Raw genomic sequence first — 15,591 nt, 5'->3', positions numbered from 1 at the left:
CCGATGGCTGTCCTCAGCGAGGAACAACGCATGCTGCGCGATGGGGCGGAGGCATGGGCGCTCGACCGCGCGCCCGTCACCGCGCTGCGGCGATTGCGGGAAGGCGATGGGCAGACGGGGTTCGATCCGGCGCTTTATGCCGAAATGGCGGAGATGGGCTGGACCGGCATCCTGGTGCCCGAGGAATTCGGCGGCAGCGATTTCGGCCATCTCAGCCTGGGCCTGATCGTCGAACGGCTGGGCCGCACGCTGCTGCCCTCGCCATTGATCGACAGTGCCGTGGCGGCGGTGGGGGCCTTGGTCCTGGCCGGCAACAGGGATGCGCAGGAACGTTTCTTGCCCGCCATCGCCAGTGGTGAGCTGGTGGCCGTGCTGGCGCTGGACGAGGATCGGCGTCATCCGCAGCGCCAGGTGGAACTGGCGGCCGAGCGTGACGGGGCCGGTTGGCGCCTGTCGGGCGTGAAGCGGCCGGTGCCGTTCGGCATGGCGGCAGGCCTGTTCATCGTGCCGGCGCGCACGGCGGACGGTGTGGCCCTGTTCCTGGTTGATGGCTCGGCTCCCGGCCTTGGTCGACATCCGTTGCAGGAGGTGCTGCCGCGCGGTGCCGCCATCCTCCGCTTCGACAATGTCGCGGTGGGGGCCGACGCCCTGCTGTCGCCGCCTGGTGAAGGGCAAGGGGTGCTGGACCGGGTGCTGGACCGCGCCTGCATCTGTCAGGCGGCGGAAATGCTGGGGGCGGCGGTACAGGCGTTCGAGACGACGCTGGACTACCTGAAGACCCGCAAGCAGTTCGGCCGCATCATCGGCCAGTTCCAGGCTTTGCAGCACCGCGCCGCCAACCTTTATGCCGAACTGGAGCTGACAAGGTCGGCGGTGGAAGCGGCGCTGACGGCGCTGGACGAGGGCGGGGAGGATATCCCCGTCCTGGCATCGCTGGCCAAGGCACTGGCCGGCGACACGTTGCGCCGCATGGCGACGGAGATGATCCAGCTGCATGGCGGCATCGGCATGACCGACGAACATGATGCCGGCTTCTACCTGAAGCGGGCGCGGGTGGCGGATATGAGCTTCGGCAACGCCGCTTTCCACCGCGAACGCTATGCCCGCCTCTGCGGCTATTGAGAAAGCAAGGAGAGGCAGATGAGCCTTTCGCGTGAAATCCGCCTGGTCAGCCGCCCCGTGGGCGCACCGGTGCGTGAGAATTTCGAGCTAGCCACCGTGACCGTGCCGCCCCCCGGTCCCGGCGAGGTGCAGGTGCGCAACCGCTGGATGGCGGTCGATCCCGCCATGCGCGGCCGCATGGGGGAGACGAAAAGCTATGTCGCGCCCTTTGCCCTGGGCGCGCCCATGGAAGGGCCGGCGACCGGCGTCGTGGAGCAGTCCAACCATCCCGATTTCGCACCGGGCGACGTGGTCTGGTCACGCCTGGGCTGGCGGGAACTGTTCAACGCCCCGGCGGATGCGCTGAAGAAGCGCGACTGCTCGGTGCTGCCCGAACAGGCCTATCTGGGCTTTGCCGGCATGACGGGCCTGACCGCCTATACCGGGCTGCTGCATATCGCCGACATGCGGGCGGGCGACACGGTGTTCGTGTCGGCGGCGTCGGGCGGGGTCGGTTCCGTCGTCTGCCAGATCGCCAAGCTGAAGGGCAACCGGGTGATCGGGGCGGCGGGCGGGGCGCTGAAGACCGCGTTCCTGCGCGACACGCTGAAGCTGGACGGCGTCATCGACTACAAGGCCGAACCCAGCCTGACCAAGGCCCTGGCGCGCGAGGCCAAGGCCGGCATCGACGTCTATTTCGACAATGTCGGCGGCGACCATCTGCAGGCGGCCATCGCCATCGCCAATCCGGGCGGGCGCTTCGCGCTGTGCGGCATGATCTCCCAGTACAATGCCACCGAACCGTCGGCGGCCCCGCGCAACCTGACCCAGGTGGTGGTGAAGGGGCTGCGCCTGCAGGGCTTCATCGTGCTGAACTATCTGCATCTGGAGGAACAGTTCCTGCGCGACGTGACGCAATGGTACCAGGCCGGCCTGATCCAGGCGGCGGAGACCGTGCATGACGGCATCGACCATGCGCTGGACGCGTTTTTCAGCCTGTTCGGCGGCGACAATCTGGGCCGCGTGCTGGTGAGGATCTGACGCCATGTACGATATCCTGAAGGGATTGCGCGTCGTGGAAGGGTCGGCCTTCATCGCCGGCCCGTCCTGTGGCCTGCATCTGGCGCAGATGGGGGCGGAAGTGATCCGCTTCGACAATATCGGCGGCGGCCCGGATTTCCGCCGCTGGCCCCTGGCCGGTAATGGCAGCAGCCTTTATTGGGAAGGGCTGAACAAGGGCAAGAAATCCATCGCGTTGAACCTGTCCAGCCCGGAGGGGCGCGAACTGGCGCTGGCCCTGGCCACGGCACCGGGTGAGGATGCCGGCCTGTTCCTGACCAATTATCCGGCCGACGGTTTCCTGTCCTTCGACGCGCTGCGAGCCAAGCGGGCCGACATCATCTGCGCCCGCATCATGGGCTGGGCCGATGGTACGCCGGCGGTGGATTACACGGTCAATGCCGCGTCGGGCCTGCCCCTGATGACGGGGCCGGCCGATGGGACCGACCCGGTCAATCATGTGCTGCCGGCCTGGGACCTGCTGGGTGGCGCCTATGCCGCCTTCGCCCTGCTGGCGGCGGAGCGTGACCGGCGGCGCAGCGGTATCGGCCGTGAAATCCGCATCCCCCTGTCCGACCTTGTCGCTTCCAGCCTGTCGCATATCGGGGCGGTGGCGGAGGTGTTGGAGGGTGGTGGCGACCGGCCGCGCATGGGCAACGACCTGTTCGGCGCCTTCGGGCGTGATTTCACCACCGCCGACGGGGAGCGGGTGATGGTGGTGGCCATCACGCCGCGGCAATGGACGGGCCTGCTGAAGGTGCTGTCGCTGGGCGCCCCGGTGGCAGCACTGGAGGCGGAACTGGGCGTGTCCTTCACCGCCGATGAGGGCCAGCGCTTCCTGCACCGCCAGCGCCTGTTCCCGCTGTTCGCAGCCGCGATCGGCAAAAGCACGTTCGACCAGCTGGCCCCCGCCTTCGATGCCAGCGGCGTCACCTGGGGCCGGTATCAGACGCTGCATCAGGCGGTGACGGGCGACCAACGGCTGTTCGCCGCCAACCCGATCTTCCAGACCCTGTCGCATCCCAGCGGCCGGCACTATGCCGCGTCCGGCCCCGCCGCGACCCTGGCCGGCGCCGAACGCCTGCCCCTGACACCTGCGCCCCGCCTGGGTGAACATACCGATCAGGTTCTGGCCGATGTGCTGGGCCTGGGCAGTGGGGAGATCGGCCGGCTGCATGATGGCGGCATCGTCGCCGGGATGGAGAGGGACGCATGACCAGTACCGTCGACCCCACCGAACTGGAGCAATGGCGCGGCTGGATCGGCCGCAGCGAGGCCCGCACCGAAACTCTGGATGCCGAAGCGCTGCGCCGGTACGCGGCGGCCCTGGGCGAAGATCTGGATGTCGAGCGGCGGCAACCGTCGCTGGCCCACTGGGCCTTCTTCCTGCCCGTGGTCGCCGCCGACCGTATCGGCCCGGACGGGCACCCGATGCGCGGCGGGTTCCTGCCGCCGGTCAGCCTTTCCCGGCGCATGTTTGGCGCCGCCGCTATGGAATTCGGTGACGCGCTGGTCCTGGGCAAGGCCGCGACCCTGACCGCCACCATCGCCGATGTCCGGCACAAGCCGGGCCGCAGCGGCGATCTGGTGTTTGTCGAGGTGGATCGCGAGATCGCCCAGGACGGGGTGGTGAAGGTGCGGGAGCGCCAGACCATCGTCTATCGCCCCGCCGGCGTCCCTGTGGCGCCGATCGAAGAGACGCGGCTGCGGGTCGGCGAGGTCGACCGGGTCTGGCGGCCGGGTCCGGTGGAGCTGTTCCGTTTCTCCGCCGTCACCTTCAACAGCCACCGCATCCATTACGATCTGCCCTATGCGATGGACGAGGAAGGCTATCCCGGCCTTGTCGTGCATGGGCCGTTCACGGCGGCCCGGCTCTATGGACTGGCGGCGGAACAGGCGGGCGCACCATTGCGCCGCTTCGGCTTCCGCGCCGCCGCACCTCTGTTCGCCAACCAGCCCATCCTTTTGTCGCCGGGGGCGGAGCCGGGCTTCGTCCAGGCCGTCCGCTGCGACGGCACCGTCGCCATGACCGCCACGGCGGCAAGCTGAAACGGGAAAGAATCCCATGGATATCGAGACCTTCGACCTTCTGCGCGGCACGGTGCGCCGCTTCGTCGATGAGCGGCTGATCCCGGCGGAAGACCGGGTGGAACATGACGATGCCGTGCCGGCCGAGATCATCAAGGAGATGGGCCAATTGGGCCTGTTCGGCCTGTCGGTGCCAGAAGAACATGGCGGCCTGGGCCTGACCATGGCGGAGGAGGCGGCGATCATCCGCGAGTTGACCCGCGCGTCGGTGGTCTTCCGCTCCGTCATCGGCACCACGGTGGGCATCGGGTCCCAGGGCATCGTCATGGACGGCACGCCGGAACAGAAGCAGGAATGGCTGCCCCGGTTGGCGGCCGGTGAGGCGGTGGCCAGCTTCGCCCTGACGGAGCCGGAGGCGGGGTCGGACGCGGCATCGCTGCGCACGACGGCCGTGCGGGAAGGTAATTATTACCGCGTCAATGGCACCAAGCGTTTCATCACCAATGCGCCCCGCGCCAGCATGTTCACCCTGATGGCGCGGACCGAAGCCGATGTGAAGGGCTCTGGCGGCATTTCCGCCTTCATCGTGCCCGCCGACACGCCCGGCATCAGCCTGGGCAAGCCGGACAAGAAGATGGGCCAGAAGGGGGCGATGACCTGCGACGTGATCTTCGACGATGTGCTGGTGCCGGCGGCCAACATCATCGGCGGCGTGCCGGGGCGCGGCTTCAAGACGGCGATGAAGGTGCTGGATCGCGGCCGCATCCATATCGCCGCGGTGGCTTTGGGCATGTGCGACCGTCTGGTCGATATGAGCCTGCGCTATGCCATGGAGCGCAAGCAGTTCGGCCAGCGCATCGCCGATTTCCAACTGGTGCAGGCGCTGCTGGCCGACAGCAAGGTCGACACGCTGACCACCGAGGCGCTGATGTGTTCCGTCGCCACCCGCTTCGATGCCGGGGAGAAGGTCAGCCTGGAGGCATCGGCGCTGAAATATTTCTCCACCGAGGCGGTGGGCCGGGTGGCCGACCGGGCCGTGCAGATCCATGGCGGCGCCGGCTACATGGCCGAATACAAGGTCGAACGCTTCTATCGCGACGTCCGCCTGCTGCGCATCTATGAGGGCACGTCCCAGATCCAGCAGCTCATCATCGCCCGCGAGATGCTGCGCGGCGCGGAGGCCTAAGACCAGTCCCTGGGGACTGGTCCGGCGGCGACTGCCGCCGCGCCGCACATGCGGCGTAGCCAAGCCACCGGATGGTGGCGCCGGCGATTGAGGTCGGTGATCGGTCACGATCACCGAGACTGGGTATAGGGTCGGAAGGAACAAGATCATGCGCAAAGCCGCAATCGTTTCCCCGCTGCGCACGGCGGTAGGCAAGTTCAACGGATCGCTGGCCAATATCCAGGCCGGCGATCTGGGTGCCATCATCATCAAGGCGCTGGTGGAGCGCACCAAGCTGGACCCGGAGCGCATCGACGATGTGGTCTTCGCCCAGGGCTACGGCAATGGCGAGGCGGCCTGCATCGCCCGCTGGTCGGCGCTTGCCGCCGACCTGCCCATCCGCATTCCGGGCTATCAGCTTGACCGACGCTGCGGCAGCGGCCTGCAATCGGTGATCGACGCCGCCATGATGGTGCAGACCGGGGCGGCCGATGTGGTCATCGCCGGCGGCGTGGAGAGCATGAGCAATGTCGAGTACTACTCCACCGACATGCGCCGTGGCGCGCGTTCCGGCTCCGTCACCATGCATGACCGGCTGACCCGTGGCCGGGTGATGTCGCAGCCCATCGCGCGGTTCGGCGTGATCAGCGGCATGATCGAAACGGCGGAAAACCTGGCCAAGGATTATGGCATCACCCGCGAGCAGGCGGACGAATTCGCCGTCATGTCGCACAGCCGTGCCACACGGGCTTGGGCGGAGAACCGCTTCGCCGACGAACTGGTGCCCGTGCCGATCCCGCAGAGGAAGGGCGATCCCATCCTGTTCGCCCATGACGAGGGCTACCGTCCCGACGCGTCCATGGAGACGCTGGGCGCGCTGCGGCCCATCGAGAAGAGCGGCATCGTCACCGCCGGCAATGCAAGCCAGCAGAACGACGCCGCCGCCGCCTGTCTGGTGGTGGCGGAGGACAAGCTGGCCGAACTGGGGCTGGAGCCGATGGCCTGGTTCCATAGCTGGGCGGCGGCGGGGTGCGAGCCGTCGCGCATGGGCATCGGCCCGGTGCCGGCGGTGGAACGGCTGTTCGCCCGCACCGGCCTGGGCTGGAAGGATATCGATCTGGTGGAGCTGAACGAGGCGTTCGCGCCACAGGTGCTGGCCTGCCTGAAGGGCTGGGGCTGGGACGATCGCGACAAGCTGAACGTCAATGGTTCCGGCATCTCGCTGGGCCACCCGATCGGCGCCACCGGTGGCCGCATCCTGGCCAATCTGCTGCGCGAGTTGCACCGGCGCGACGGCCGCTATGGGTTGGAGACCATGTGCATCGGCGGCGGCCAGGGGCTGGCGGCGATCTTCGAGCGGGCACGATGATGGGCGGGCAAGCGGTCCTGGCGGGCGTGAAGGTGCTGGACCTGTCGCGGGTGCTGGCCGGTCCTTGGTGCACCCAGATCCTGGCCGATTTCGGCGCCGACGTGATGAAGGTGGAGGCACCGCGCGTCGGCGACGACACCCGCAGCTGGGGCCCGCCCGATCTGCCGCGCGAGGAAGGCTGGGACGGGGCGGGGGAGAGCGCCTATTACCTGTCCTGCAACCGCAACAAGCGCTCCGTCGCCATCAATCTGGCAACCAAGGAAGGTCAGGCGCTGGTGCGAAGGCTGGCGGCGCAGGCCGACATCCTGGTGGAGAATTTCAAGGTCGGTGGCTTGAAGAAATACGGCCTGGATTATGAGAGCCTGAGGGCGGTCAATCCCAGGCTGGTCTATTGCTCCATCACCGGCTTCGGTCAGACCGGCCCCTATGCCGACCGGCCGGGTTATGATTTCGTGGCCCAGGCCATGGGCGGGATGATGAGCATCACCGGGGAGAAGGACGGCCCGCCGATCAAGCCCGGCGTGGCCATGGCCGATGTTTCCACCGGCATGTATGCCACCGTCAGCATCCTGATGGCGCTGCGCCATGCGGAGAAGACGGGGGAGGGGCAGTTGATCGACTGTTCGCTGCTGGACACCCAGATATCGATGCTGGCCAACCAGGCTTTGTCCTACCTTGTAGGCGGCAAGCCGCCGGGCCGGCTGGGCAATGCCCACCCGACCGTCGTGCCCTATCGCATGTTCGAGGCGGCGGACGGCCCCATCGTCGTCGCCGTCGGCAATAACGGGCAGTATGCGGCGATGTGCGCCGTGCTGGGTGTACCGGAACTGGCCAGCGACCCGCGCTTCGACACCAATGCCAAGCGGGTGATCAACCGCGCCGTGCTGGAACCGCTGCTGCAGGGGATCATCGGGCGGTTCGCGGTGGCCGACCTGATGGCGGCCTTTCCGGGCAAGGGTGTGCCGGCGGGTCCGGTCAATGATATCGGACAGGTGTTCCAGGACCCGTTCGTGGAAGCGCGCGGCACCGTCCACCGGTTTGAACGCGCCGACGGGGTGGCTGTCCCGTCCGTGGCCTATCCGGCCAAGCTGTCGGCCACCCCGGCCCGGTTCGACCGGCCGCCGCCGCGCCTGGGCGAACATACGATGAGCGCGCTTGCCGACTGGCTGGATGTGGGCGATGGCGAGCTGGATGGGCTGAAACAGGCCGGGATCATTGCCGATCGCGATTGAAGCGCGACCGGTCTGAGGGAGGATTGAACATGAAGCTGGGTAACGACATCGCTGCCATCGTCACCGGTGGCGCCTCCGGCCTGGGGGCCGCTACGGCCCGTGCCCTGGCCGCCCAGGGCGTGAAGGTCGCCATTTTCGACATGAACCCGGAGACGGGCGAGGCGCTGGCGGCGGAGATCGGTGGCGTCTATTGCGCGGTGAACGTGACGGACGAGGCGGGCGTGGATGCCGGTTTCGCCAAGGCCCGCGCCGCCCACGGGCAGGAACGCATCCTGGTCAATTGCGCCGGCACGGGCAATGTCGTGAAGACCGCCAGCCGCGACAAGGCGACGGGGGAGACCAGGCATTTCCCCATCGACGCCTTCGACCGCATCATCCAGATCAACCTGGTCGGCACCTTCCGCTGTGTGGCCAAGTCGGCCCAGGGCATGCTGGGTCTGGAGGTGCTGGAGGATGGCGAGCGCGGGGTCATCATCAATACCAGCAGCGTGGCGGCCCAGGACGGGCAGATCGGTCAGGCGGCCTATGCGGCGTCCAAGGGCGGCATCACGTCCCTGACCCTGACGGTGGCCCGCGACCTGATGAATGACGGCATCCGCGTCAACGCCATCCTGCCCGGCATCTTCGACACGCCGCTGATGAGCCGGGCCGCCGACGCGGTGAAACAGTCGCTGGCCGCCAGCGTGCCGTTCCCCAAGCGCTTCGGCAAGGCGGAGGAGTACGCAGCGCTGGCGCTCTCCATCATCGGCAACACCTACCTGAATGGCGAGAATATCCGCCTGGACGGCGCCATCCGCATGGCGCCCCGCTAATCGGCCTATGAGTTTTTCCAGGGACGGCGGAGGGAAAGGCCCTTTGGGTTGGGCTTGGCTTGTCCTTAAAATTGCACTACAGTGCAAATAATGCCGATGAGGGACGGAATATGGAAAACGCGTCGGACGCCAGCCAGCCGGAAATGTTCGTTAAGTACGAGGTGAAGGACGCCGTCGCCTGGATCTGGCTGGCGCGGCCGGAATGCGGCAATGCCCAGAATTACCGGCTGCTGAACCAGCTGGACGACTGCTTCCGCCGGGCGGTGGAGGATGACGGGGTCCGGGCCATCGTGCTGGGCGGGCAGGGCAAGCATTTCTCCGCCGGGCACGATCTGGGCACGCCGGCCAAGGACCGACACCTGCCGCGCGAGCGTGTGCATCTGTGGGGCGACCACCTGACGCGCGAGGGGGCGGAGGCGCAATATGTGCTGGAGCAGGACGCCTATCTGGGCCTGTGCCGCCGCTGGCAGGAAATACCAAAGCCGACCATCGCCATGGTCCAGGGGGCGTGCATCGCCGGCGGCGTGATGCTGGCCATGGTCTGCGATCTGATCGTGGCGTCGGACGATGCCTATTTCCAGGACCCGGTGGTGCGCATGGGCGTGCCGGGCGTGGAATATTCGGCGCACATGTTCGACCTGCCGCCGCGCATCGCGCGGGAATTCATCATGCTGGGCCTGCGCATGCCGGCACAGCGCGCCTATGATTTCGGCCTGATCAACCGCGTCGTGCCGCGCGCGGAACTGGAAAGCCAGACGGCGTCCATTGCCGCCGAACTGGCCAGCCACCCGACCTTCGGCATGGCGCTGGCCAAGCAGGCGATGAATTTCGTGGAAAATATCCGGGGCAAGCGCACCTCCATGGATGCGCTGTTCCACATGCATCACCTGGCGCATGCCCATAACCAGCTGGTCACCGGCAATCTGGTGATGAGCATGGGGGCCAAGGCCATGTCGGCCGCCAACAAGGCGGCGGCCGGCGAGGCGGAGAAGGGTTGAACGATGGCCATTCCGGCAAATGTGAAGAATGAACCCCTGGTCCTGCCCGGTCTGGTGCCGCTGCTGCGCGATGCGGCGACGGCGGCCCAGGCTTTCGTGGCGGCGGCCCGCGCGCCCGTGCTGGCCCGCATCGCCGTGGGCGGCAAGGTCGACCGGCGGCTGGCCGATCTGGAACAGCATATCGTCCATGGCTATGGCTGGTTCTGCGCCTACGCCGAACTGCTGAACCAGGTGGCTGGCTGGGCGGAACGGCTGGATGGTGGCGGGCTGTTCGGGGAGACCGAGGCGCTGCTGTCGCAGCTGCTGTTCGCCGAATATGCCGCACAGCTTTCCGGCGGCATCCCCATGAACCAGGGGGAGGTGATCCGCGCATCCGATCTGGCCGACGATCCCGCCATCCTGGCTTTGTTGCAGGCGCCGGCCTTGGCCAAGCTGGCGCGTGGCGCCACCCAGGGCGTGAAGACCCGCATCGCCGAACTGCTGGTCGCCGCACGCGGCCGCCCGACGCTGGAACGCACGGGCCTGGACGAGACGATGGAGATGGTCCGTGACCAGTTCCATGTCTTCGGGGAGGAGAAGATCGTCCCCTTCGCCCATGAATGGCACCTGAAGGATGAACTGATCCCCATCGCCTTGGTGGATGAACTGGGCGCCATGGGCGTGTTCGGGCTGACCATTCCGGAGGAATATGGCGGCCATGGCATGGGCAAGACCGCCATGTGCGTGGTGTCGGAGGAATTGTCGCGCGCCTGGATCGGCGTCGGCTCCCTGGCTACCCGGTCGGAGATCGCGGGCGAGCTGATCCTGTGCGGCGGGACGGAGGCGCAGAAGAAAGAGTGGCTGCCCAGGATCGCGTCGGCCGAAATCCTGCCCACCGCGGTGTTCACCGAGCCCAATACCGGGTCCGACCTGGGGGCCCTGCGCACCCGTGCGGTCATCGATGGTGGTGATTATGTGGTGACGGGCAACAAGACCTGGATCACCCATGCCGCCCGCGCCGATGTGATGACCCTGCTGGTCCGCACCGACCCGGCGACGACCGATTATCGCGGCCTGTCCATGCTGCTGGCCACCAAGCCGCGCGGCACGGTGGAGCACCCGTTCCCCGCCCAGGGCATGAGCGGCGGGGAGATCGGGGTCATCGGCTATCGCGGCATGAAGGAATATGAGATCGGCTTCGACGGGTTCCATGTCGATCGCGCCAACCTGCTGGGCGGGGTGGAGGGCCAGGGCTTCAAGCAGCTGATGGCCACGTTCGAGAGCGCCCGCATCCAGACGGCGGCCCGCGCCGTCGGCGTGGCGCAGGCGGGGCTGGAAACCGGCCTGTCCTATGCGTTGGACCGTATCCAGTTCGGCCGCCCGATCATCGAATTCCCGCGCGTGGCCAACAAGCTGGCGATGATGGCGGCGGAATTGCTGGGCGTGCGGCAGCTGACCTATTTCGCCGCCCGGCAGAAGGATGGCGGCAAGCGCTGCGACCTGGAGGCCGGGATGGCCAAGCTGGTGGCCGCCCGCGTGGCCTGGGCGGCGGCGGACAATGCCCTGCAGATCCATGGCGGCAACGGCTTTGCCATGGAATATGCCGCCAGCCGGTTGCTGGCCGATGCCCGCATCCTCAATATCTTCGAAGGGGCCGGCGAGATCCAGGCGCAGGTGATCGCACGGCGGTTGCTGGATGGTGGGAACTAGAGCGGTTTTCCTTTGACTGGAAGTATTCCCCTTTTCGTCATCCCGGCGACGCCGGGACCCAGAGGCCAAATGCCCGACCTTGCCACAGCGTCGATGGAAGCTGCTTCAAGGTTTGATCCTGTGGCCCCTGGGCCCCGGCTTTCGCCGGGATGACGAGGGCGGGGAGGATTCCGGTCCAAGGAAAGTCGCTCCGGCGTTTGAGGAACAGAGGAAAGCTGAATGGCGGTGCTGCATATCAATGGTCGCGACATGATTGTGGAGGCGGCACCCGATACGCCACTGCTTTGGGTCTTGCGCGACCATCTGCACCTGACCGGCACGAAATATGGTTGCGGCGTGGCCCAATGCGGGGCCTGCACCGTCCTGGCCGATGGCACGCCCATCCGCGCCTGCGTCGCGCCGCTGGACAGCGTGAAGGGGATGAAGATCACCACCATCGAGGGGTTGGGCGGCGACCATCCTTTGCAGCAGGCCTGGCAGCGCCACAATGTCCCGCAATGCGGCTATTGCCAGTCGGGCCAGATCATGGCCGCCGTCGCCCTGCTGGCGGAAACGCCCAAGCCCACCGACGACCAGATCACCGACGCCATGTCGGGGAATATCTGCCGCTGCGGCACCTATAACCGCATCCGCGCCGCCATCAAGGACGCCGCCGGCATCACCAAAGGGGGACCGGCATGAGCGGGTTCAAGCCCAGCCGCCGCGCGGTTCTGTTCGGCGCCGTCCTGGCGGCGGGCGGTGGTGCCCTGCTGGTCGGGCGCCTTATTCCCGGTACGAAACCGGATGCGGTGGCCCTGGCCGATTTCGGTCCCTTCCTGCGCATCGCATCCGATGGCACCGTCACCGTGATCGCCAAATTCTCCGAACTGGGGCAGGGGGCGCAGAGCGGTATGGCCGCCCTGGTGGCCGAGGAACTGGATGCCGACTGGTCCAAGGTGCGGGTGGAGACGGCCCCCGCCGATCCGACCCGCTTCGCCCGCGCCTCCTTCAAATTGCAGATCACCGGCGGTTCCGCCTCCATCAGCGACAGCTGGCTCGACCTGCGCCGCACCGGTGCCGCTGCCCGTGCCGTGCTCGTGCAGGCGGCGGCCACCGAATGGGGCGTGCCGGTGGGCGAGGTGACGGTGCGCGACGGGGTGATCGCCCATGCCGCGTCGGGCCGTAGCGCCGGGATCGGTGCTTTCATCACGGCGGCCGCAGCCCTGACGCCGCCGGCCGAGCTGGTGCTGAAGCAGCCCACGGAATTCCGCCTGATCGGGACGCAGCGTGTCACCCGCCTGGATGCGGCGGCCAAATCCACGGGCAAGGCCGTGTTCACCCAGGATGTGCAGCTGCCCGGCCAGCTGGTCGCCATGGTTGCCCATTCCCCGCGCTTCGGCGGCAGGCTGGCGACATTCGACGATGTGGCGGCCCGCGCGGTGCCGGGTGTCGTGAAGATCGTGCCCATCACCAGCGGCGTCGCGGTGGTGGCCAGCAACACCTATGCCGCCCGTCAGGGTCGCGACGCGCTGGTGGTGGAATGGGACGATGCGGCGGCGGAAATGCGCTCGTCGGATACCATCCAGACCGAATATCGGGAGATGGCGGCGGGCATGCGTGAAGCACCGTTCGCCCCCTTCGTTAGCCATGGAGACGCGTCGTCGCTGAAGGGCAAGGTCGTGACGATGGAGCTGGCCCTGCCGTTCCTGGCCCATGCCACGATGGAGCCGATGAATTGCGTGGCGCAGGTCGATGGCACGCGCTGCCGCCTCAGCTTCGGCACGCAGAACCACACGGTGGATCAGCGCAACATCGCCAAGCTGCTGGGCGGTGCGCCGGAAGAGGTGGAGATCGTCACCCTGCCGGCCGGTGGCAGCTTCGGCCGCCGCTCCGTCGCCACGTCGGATTACCAGCGCGAGGCGGTGGAGATCGCCCGTGCCGTGGGCGGCTTCACGCCGGTCAAGCTGGTCTGGACGCGCGAGGATGACATGGCCGCCGGCTATTACCGACCGCTGACCCATCACCGCGCCCGCGTGGCGCTGGACAAGGATGGCTATCCCGCCGCCTGGGAGCATCGGCTGGTCACCGCCTCCATCCTGACCGGCACACCGTTCGCCGGCGCCGTCAAGGACGGGGTGGAAAAGCATGGGGTGGAGGGGACGGTCGACAGCCCGTACCTGAAGGCCACGCCTGCCGTCGATGCCAGGGTCTACCATCCGCCCACGCGCATCCCGGTGCTGTGGCTGCGCTCCGTCGGGGCCACGCACACGGCCATGGCCATGGAACATATGGTCGATCAGTTGGCGCGCAAGGCCGGCATCGATCCCGCCGATTACCGCCGCGAACTTTATCGCCGCGCCGGGGCCGACAGCCATCTGGCGGTGCTGGAACTGGCACTGGAAAAGTCCGGCTGGGGCACGGACCTGGAGCCCGGCTGGGCGCGGGGGCTGGCCGTGCATCATTGCTTCGGGTCCACCGTCGCCAATGTCGCGGAGGTCTCGCTGGTCGATGGCGAACCGCGCGTGCGTCGGGTCACCGTGGCCGTGGATTGCGGCATCGCCGTCTCCCCCGATCAGGTGCGCGCACAGATGGAGGGCGGGTTGATGTATGGCCTGTCCTACAGCCTGTTCGGGGAGGTGAAGATTGTGGATGGCGTGGTCCAGACCACCAATTTCGACACCTACCGCGTGCTGCGCATGAACGAGGCGCCTTCGGTGGAGGTGCATATCCTGCCGTCGGACCGGCCGCCGGCCGGGGTGGGGGAGCCGGGAACCCCCGTCATCGGGCCGGCGGTCGCCAATGCGCTGCTGGCCTTGACGGGCAGGCCGGTGACGGCGCTGCCATTGGTGAAGGCGTAAGGACGGAGGCCGCAGCCCCCGTTGTCGTTACAGCCGCTCAACAATCGTCACATTGGCCATGCCGCCGGCCTCGCACATGGTCTGCAAGCCATAGCGCTTGCCATGGGTGTGCAGCGCGCTGACCAACGTGGTCATCAGCTTGGCACCGCTGCCACCCAGCGGGTGGCCCAGCGCGATGGCGCCGCCATGCACGTTCAGGCGGGACGGGTCGGCATCCAGCGCCTTGGCCCAGGCCAGCGGCACCGGCGCGAACGCCTCGTTCACCTCGTAAAGGTCGATCTCGTCCAGGCGCATCCCGGCCTTCTTCAGCGCTTTTTCCGTGGCCGGGATGGGGGCTTCCAGCATGATCACCGGGTCATGGCCCAACACTGTCATCTGGTGGATGCGGGCCAGCGGCCTGGTGCCCAGGCGCTTCAACCCCGCTTCGTTCACCACCAGCAGAGCGGCGGCCCCGTCACAAATCTGGCTGGCATTGGCGGCGGAGATGCAGCCGCCCTCCTGCAACAGCTTGACGGACCCGATGCCTTCCAGCGTGGCTTCGGCACGGATGCCTTCGTCGGTATCATGGATGACAATGGTGCCGTCGGGCAGGGTGACGGTCAGGGGCACGATCTCTCCCTTGAAATGCCCTTCCCTGGTGGCGGCCGCCGCGCGTTGGTGGCTTTCCAGGGCGTAGCGGTCCAGCTCCTCACGCGTGAAGCCGTACTTGGCCGCCAGCATCTCAGCACCCTTGAACTGGCTGAAGGGCGTGTCGGGATACCGCGCCTCCAGGCCGGGGCTGCGATAGGTGCCATAGCCATGCTGGGCCGGCAGGGTCCAGGGCAGGCCCATGGGCACGCGGGTCATGCTTTCCACGCCGGCCGCGATCACCACATCCATCTGGCCGGTCATCACCGTGGCAGCGGCGAAATGCAGCGCCTGCTGCGACGAGCCGCACTGGCGGTCCACCGTCGTGCCCGGCACGCTTTCCGGCAGGCCGGCCGACAGGGCGGCATAGCGGCCGATATTGGCACCCTGTTCCCCGCCGGGACAGGCGCAGCCCATGATCACGTCTTCGATCGCCGCCGGGTCCACGCCCGACCGTTCCACCAGGCTGCGCAGCACGGCACCGGCCAGATCCGTGGGGTGCCAGCCGGCCAGCCGTCCCCCCCGCTTGCCGCCGGCGCTGCGCGCCACGGCGGTGATGAACGCCTCGGACATCTTCCCCTCGTGCTTCTTAAATTTGCGTTACCGGATACAATTTCATTGCCGGCATTCTCCGTCAAGCGCATTATCCAAGTGAATTAAATGACCGCCCAGGG

General features: G+C 67.5%; 13 protein-coding genes. 12 read left to right on the top strand and 1 reads right to left on the bottom strand.

Features of this window, described 5'->3' with window-relative positions; genetic code table 11:
- Positions 1-3 precede the first annotated feature (3 nt).
- The 12 genes from ACM9HJ_RS04130 to ACM9HJ_RS04075 all read left to right on the top strand — a co-directional run bounded on the left by ACM9HJ_RS04130 (position 4) and on the right by ACM9HJ_RS04075 (position 14,290).
- Entirely contained in the window at positions 4-1,122 is a 1,119-nt protein-coding gene (locus ACM9HJ_RS04130) for an acyl-CoA dehydrogenase family protein (RefSeq protein ID WP_416570419.1), read from the top strand.
- A gap of 18 nt (positions 1,123-1,140) precedes the next feature.
- Complete coding sequence (locus ACM9HJ_RS04125) at positions 1,141-2,142, top strand: NADP-dependent oxidoreductase (RefSeq protein ID WP_416570418.1); 1,002 nt, start codon at positions 1,141-1,143, stop codon at positions 2,140-2,142.
- Positions 2,143-2,146: 4 nt separating this feature from the next.
- Positions 2,147-3,376 carry a CoA transferase gene (locus ACM9HJ_RS04120; RefSeq protein WP_416570417.1) on the top strand — a complete coding sequence of 410 codons (1,230 nt, stop codon included), beginning with the start codon at positions 2,147-2,149 and terminating at the stop codon, positions 3,374-3,376.
- The gene (locus ACM9HJ_RS04115; protein WP_416570416.1) at positions 3,373-4,209 is read left to right on the top strand and encodes an FAS1-like dehydratase domain-containing protein; all 837 of its coding nucleotides are present in this window, start codon (positions 3,373-3,375) and stop codon (positions 4,207-4,209) included. The genes ACM9HJ_RS04120 and ACM9HJ_RS04115 overlap by 4 nt, the downstream gene beginning before the upstream one ends.
- 16 nt (positions 4,210-4,225) lie before the next feature.
- Entirely contained in the window at positions 4,226-5,374 is a 1,149-nt protein-coding gene (locus tag ACM9HJ_RS04110; RefSeq protein ID WP_416570415.1) for an acyl-CoA dehydrogenase family protein, read from the top strand.
- Between the two features lie 148 nt (positions 5,375-5,522).
- Entirely contained in the window at positions 5,523-6,722 is a 1,200-nt protein-coding gene (locus ACM9HJ_RS04105; protein WP_416570414.1) for an acetyl-CoA C-acetyltransferase, read from the top strand.
- Positions 6,719-7,954 carry a CaiB/BaiF CoA transferase family protein gene (locus ACM9HJ_RS04100; RefSeq protein ID WP_416570413.1) on the top strand — a complete coding sequence of 412 codons (1,236 nt, stop codon included), beginning with the start codon at positions 6,719-6,721 and terminating at the stop codon, positions 7,952-7,954. The genes ACM9HJ_RS04105 and ACM9HJ_RS04100 overlap by 4 nt, the downstream gene beginning before the upstream one ends.
- 29 nt (positions 7,955-7,983) lie before the next feature.
- Positions 7,984-8,766, top strand: a complete 783-nt coding sequence (locus ACM9HJ_RS04095; RefSeq protein ID WP_416570412.1) for an SDR family NAD(P)-dependent oxidoreductase — start codon at positions 7,984-7,986, stop codon at positions 8,764-8,766.
- A gap of 110 nt (positions 8,767-8,876) precedes the next feature.
- Entirely contained in the window at positions 8,877-9,764 is an 888-nt protein-coding gene (locus ACM9HJ_RS04090) for an enoyl-CoA hydratase (protein ID WP_416570411.1), read from the top strand.
- Positions 9,765-9,767: 3 nt separating this feature from the next.
- Positions 9,768-11,453, top strand: coding sequence for an acyl-CoA dehydrogenase family protein (locus ACM9HJ_RS04085; protein ID WP_416570410.1), 1,686 nt, complete (start codon positions 9,768-9,770; stop codon positions 11,451-11,453).
- Between the two features lie 219 nt (positions 11,454-11,672).
- Positions 11,673-12,134 (top strand): (2Fe-2S)-binding protein, encoded by a 462-nt coding sequence (locus ACM9HJ_RS04080; RefSeq protein ID WP_416570409.1) that lies wholly within the window; start codon positions 11,673-11,675, stop codon positions 12,132-12,134.
- Complete coding sequence (locus ACM9HJ_RS04075; protein ID WP_416570408.1) at positions 12,131-14,290, top strand: molybdopterin cofactor-binding domain-containing protein; 2,160 nt, start codon at positions 12,131-12,133, stop codon at positions 14,288-14,290. Before ACM9HJ_RS04080 ends, ACM9HJ_RS04075 begins: the two co-directional genes overlap by 4 nt.
- A 27-nt stretch (positions 14,291-14,317) precedes the next feature.
- Here the strand turns inward: ACM9HJ_RS04075 and ACM9HJ_RS04070 are convergent, their stop codons facing one another.
- A complete protein-coding gene (locus ACM9HJ_RS04070) occupies positions 14,318-15,490 on the bottom strand; it encodes an acetyl-CoA C-acetyltransferase (RefSeq protein WP_416570407.1) in 1,173 nt (390 codons plus the stop codon).
- Positions 15,491-15,591 lie beyond the last annotated feature (101 nt).

It is taken from the genome of Niveispirillum sp. KHB5.9 (assembly GCF_048066115.1).
GTDB lineage: Bacteria > Pseudomonadota > Alphaproteobacteria > Azospirillales > Azospirillaceae > Niveispirillum.
The sequence above is the reverse complement of the archived record's forward strand: the minus strand, read 5'-3'. Positions and strand labels throughout refer to the sequence as shown.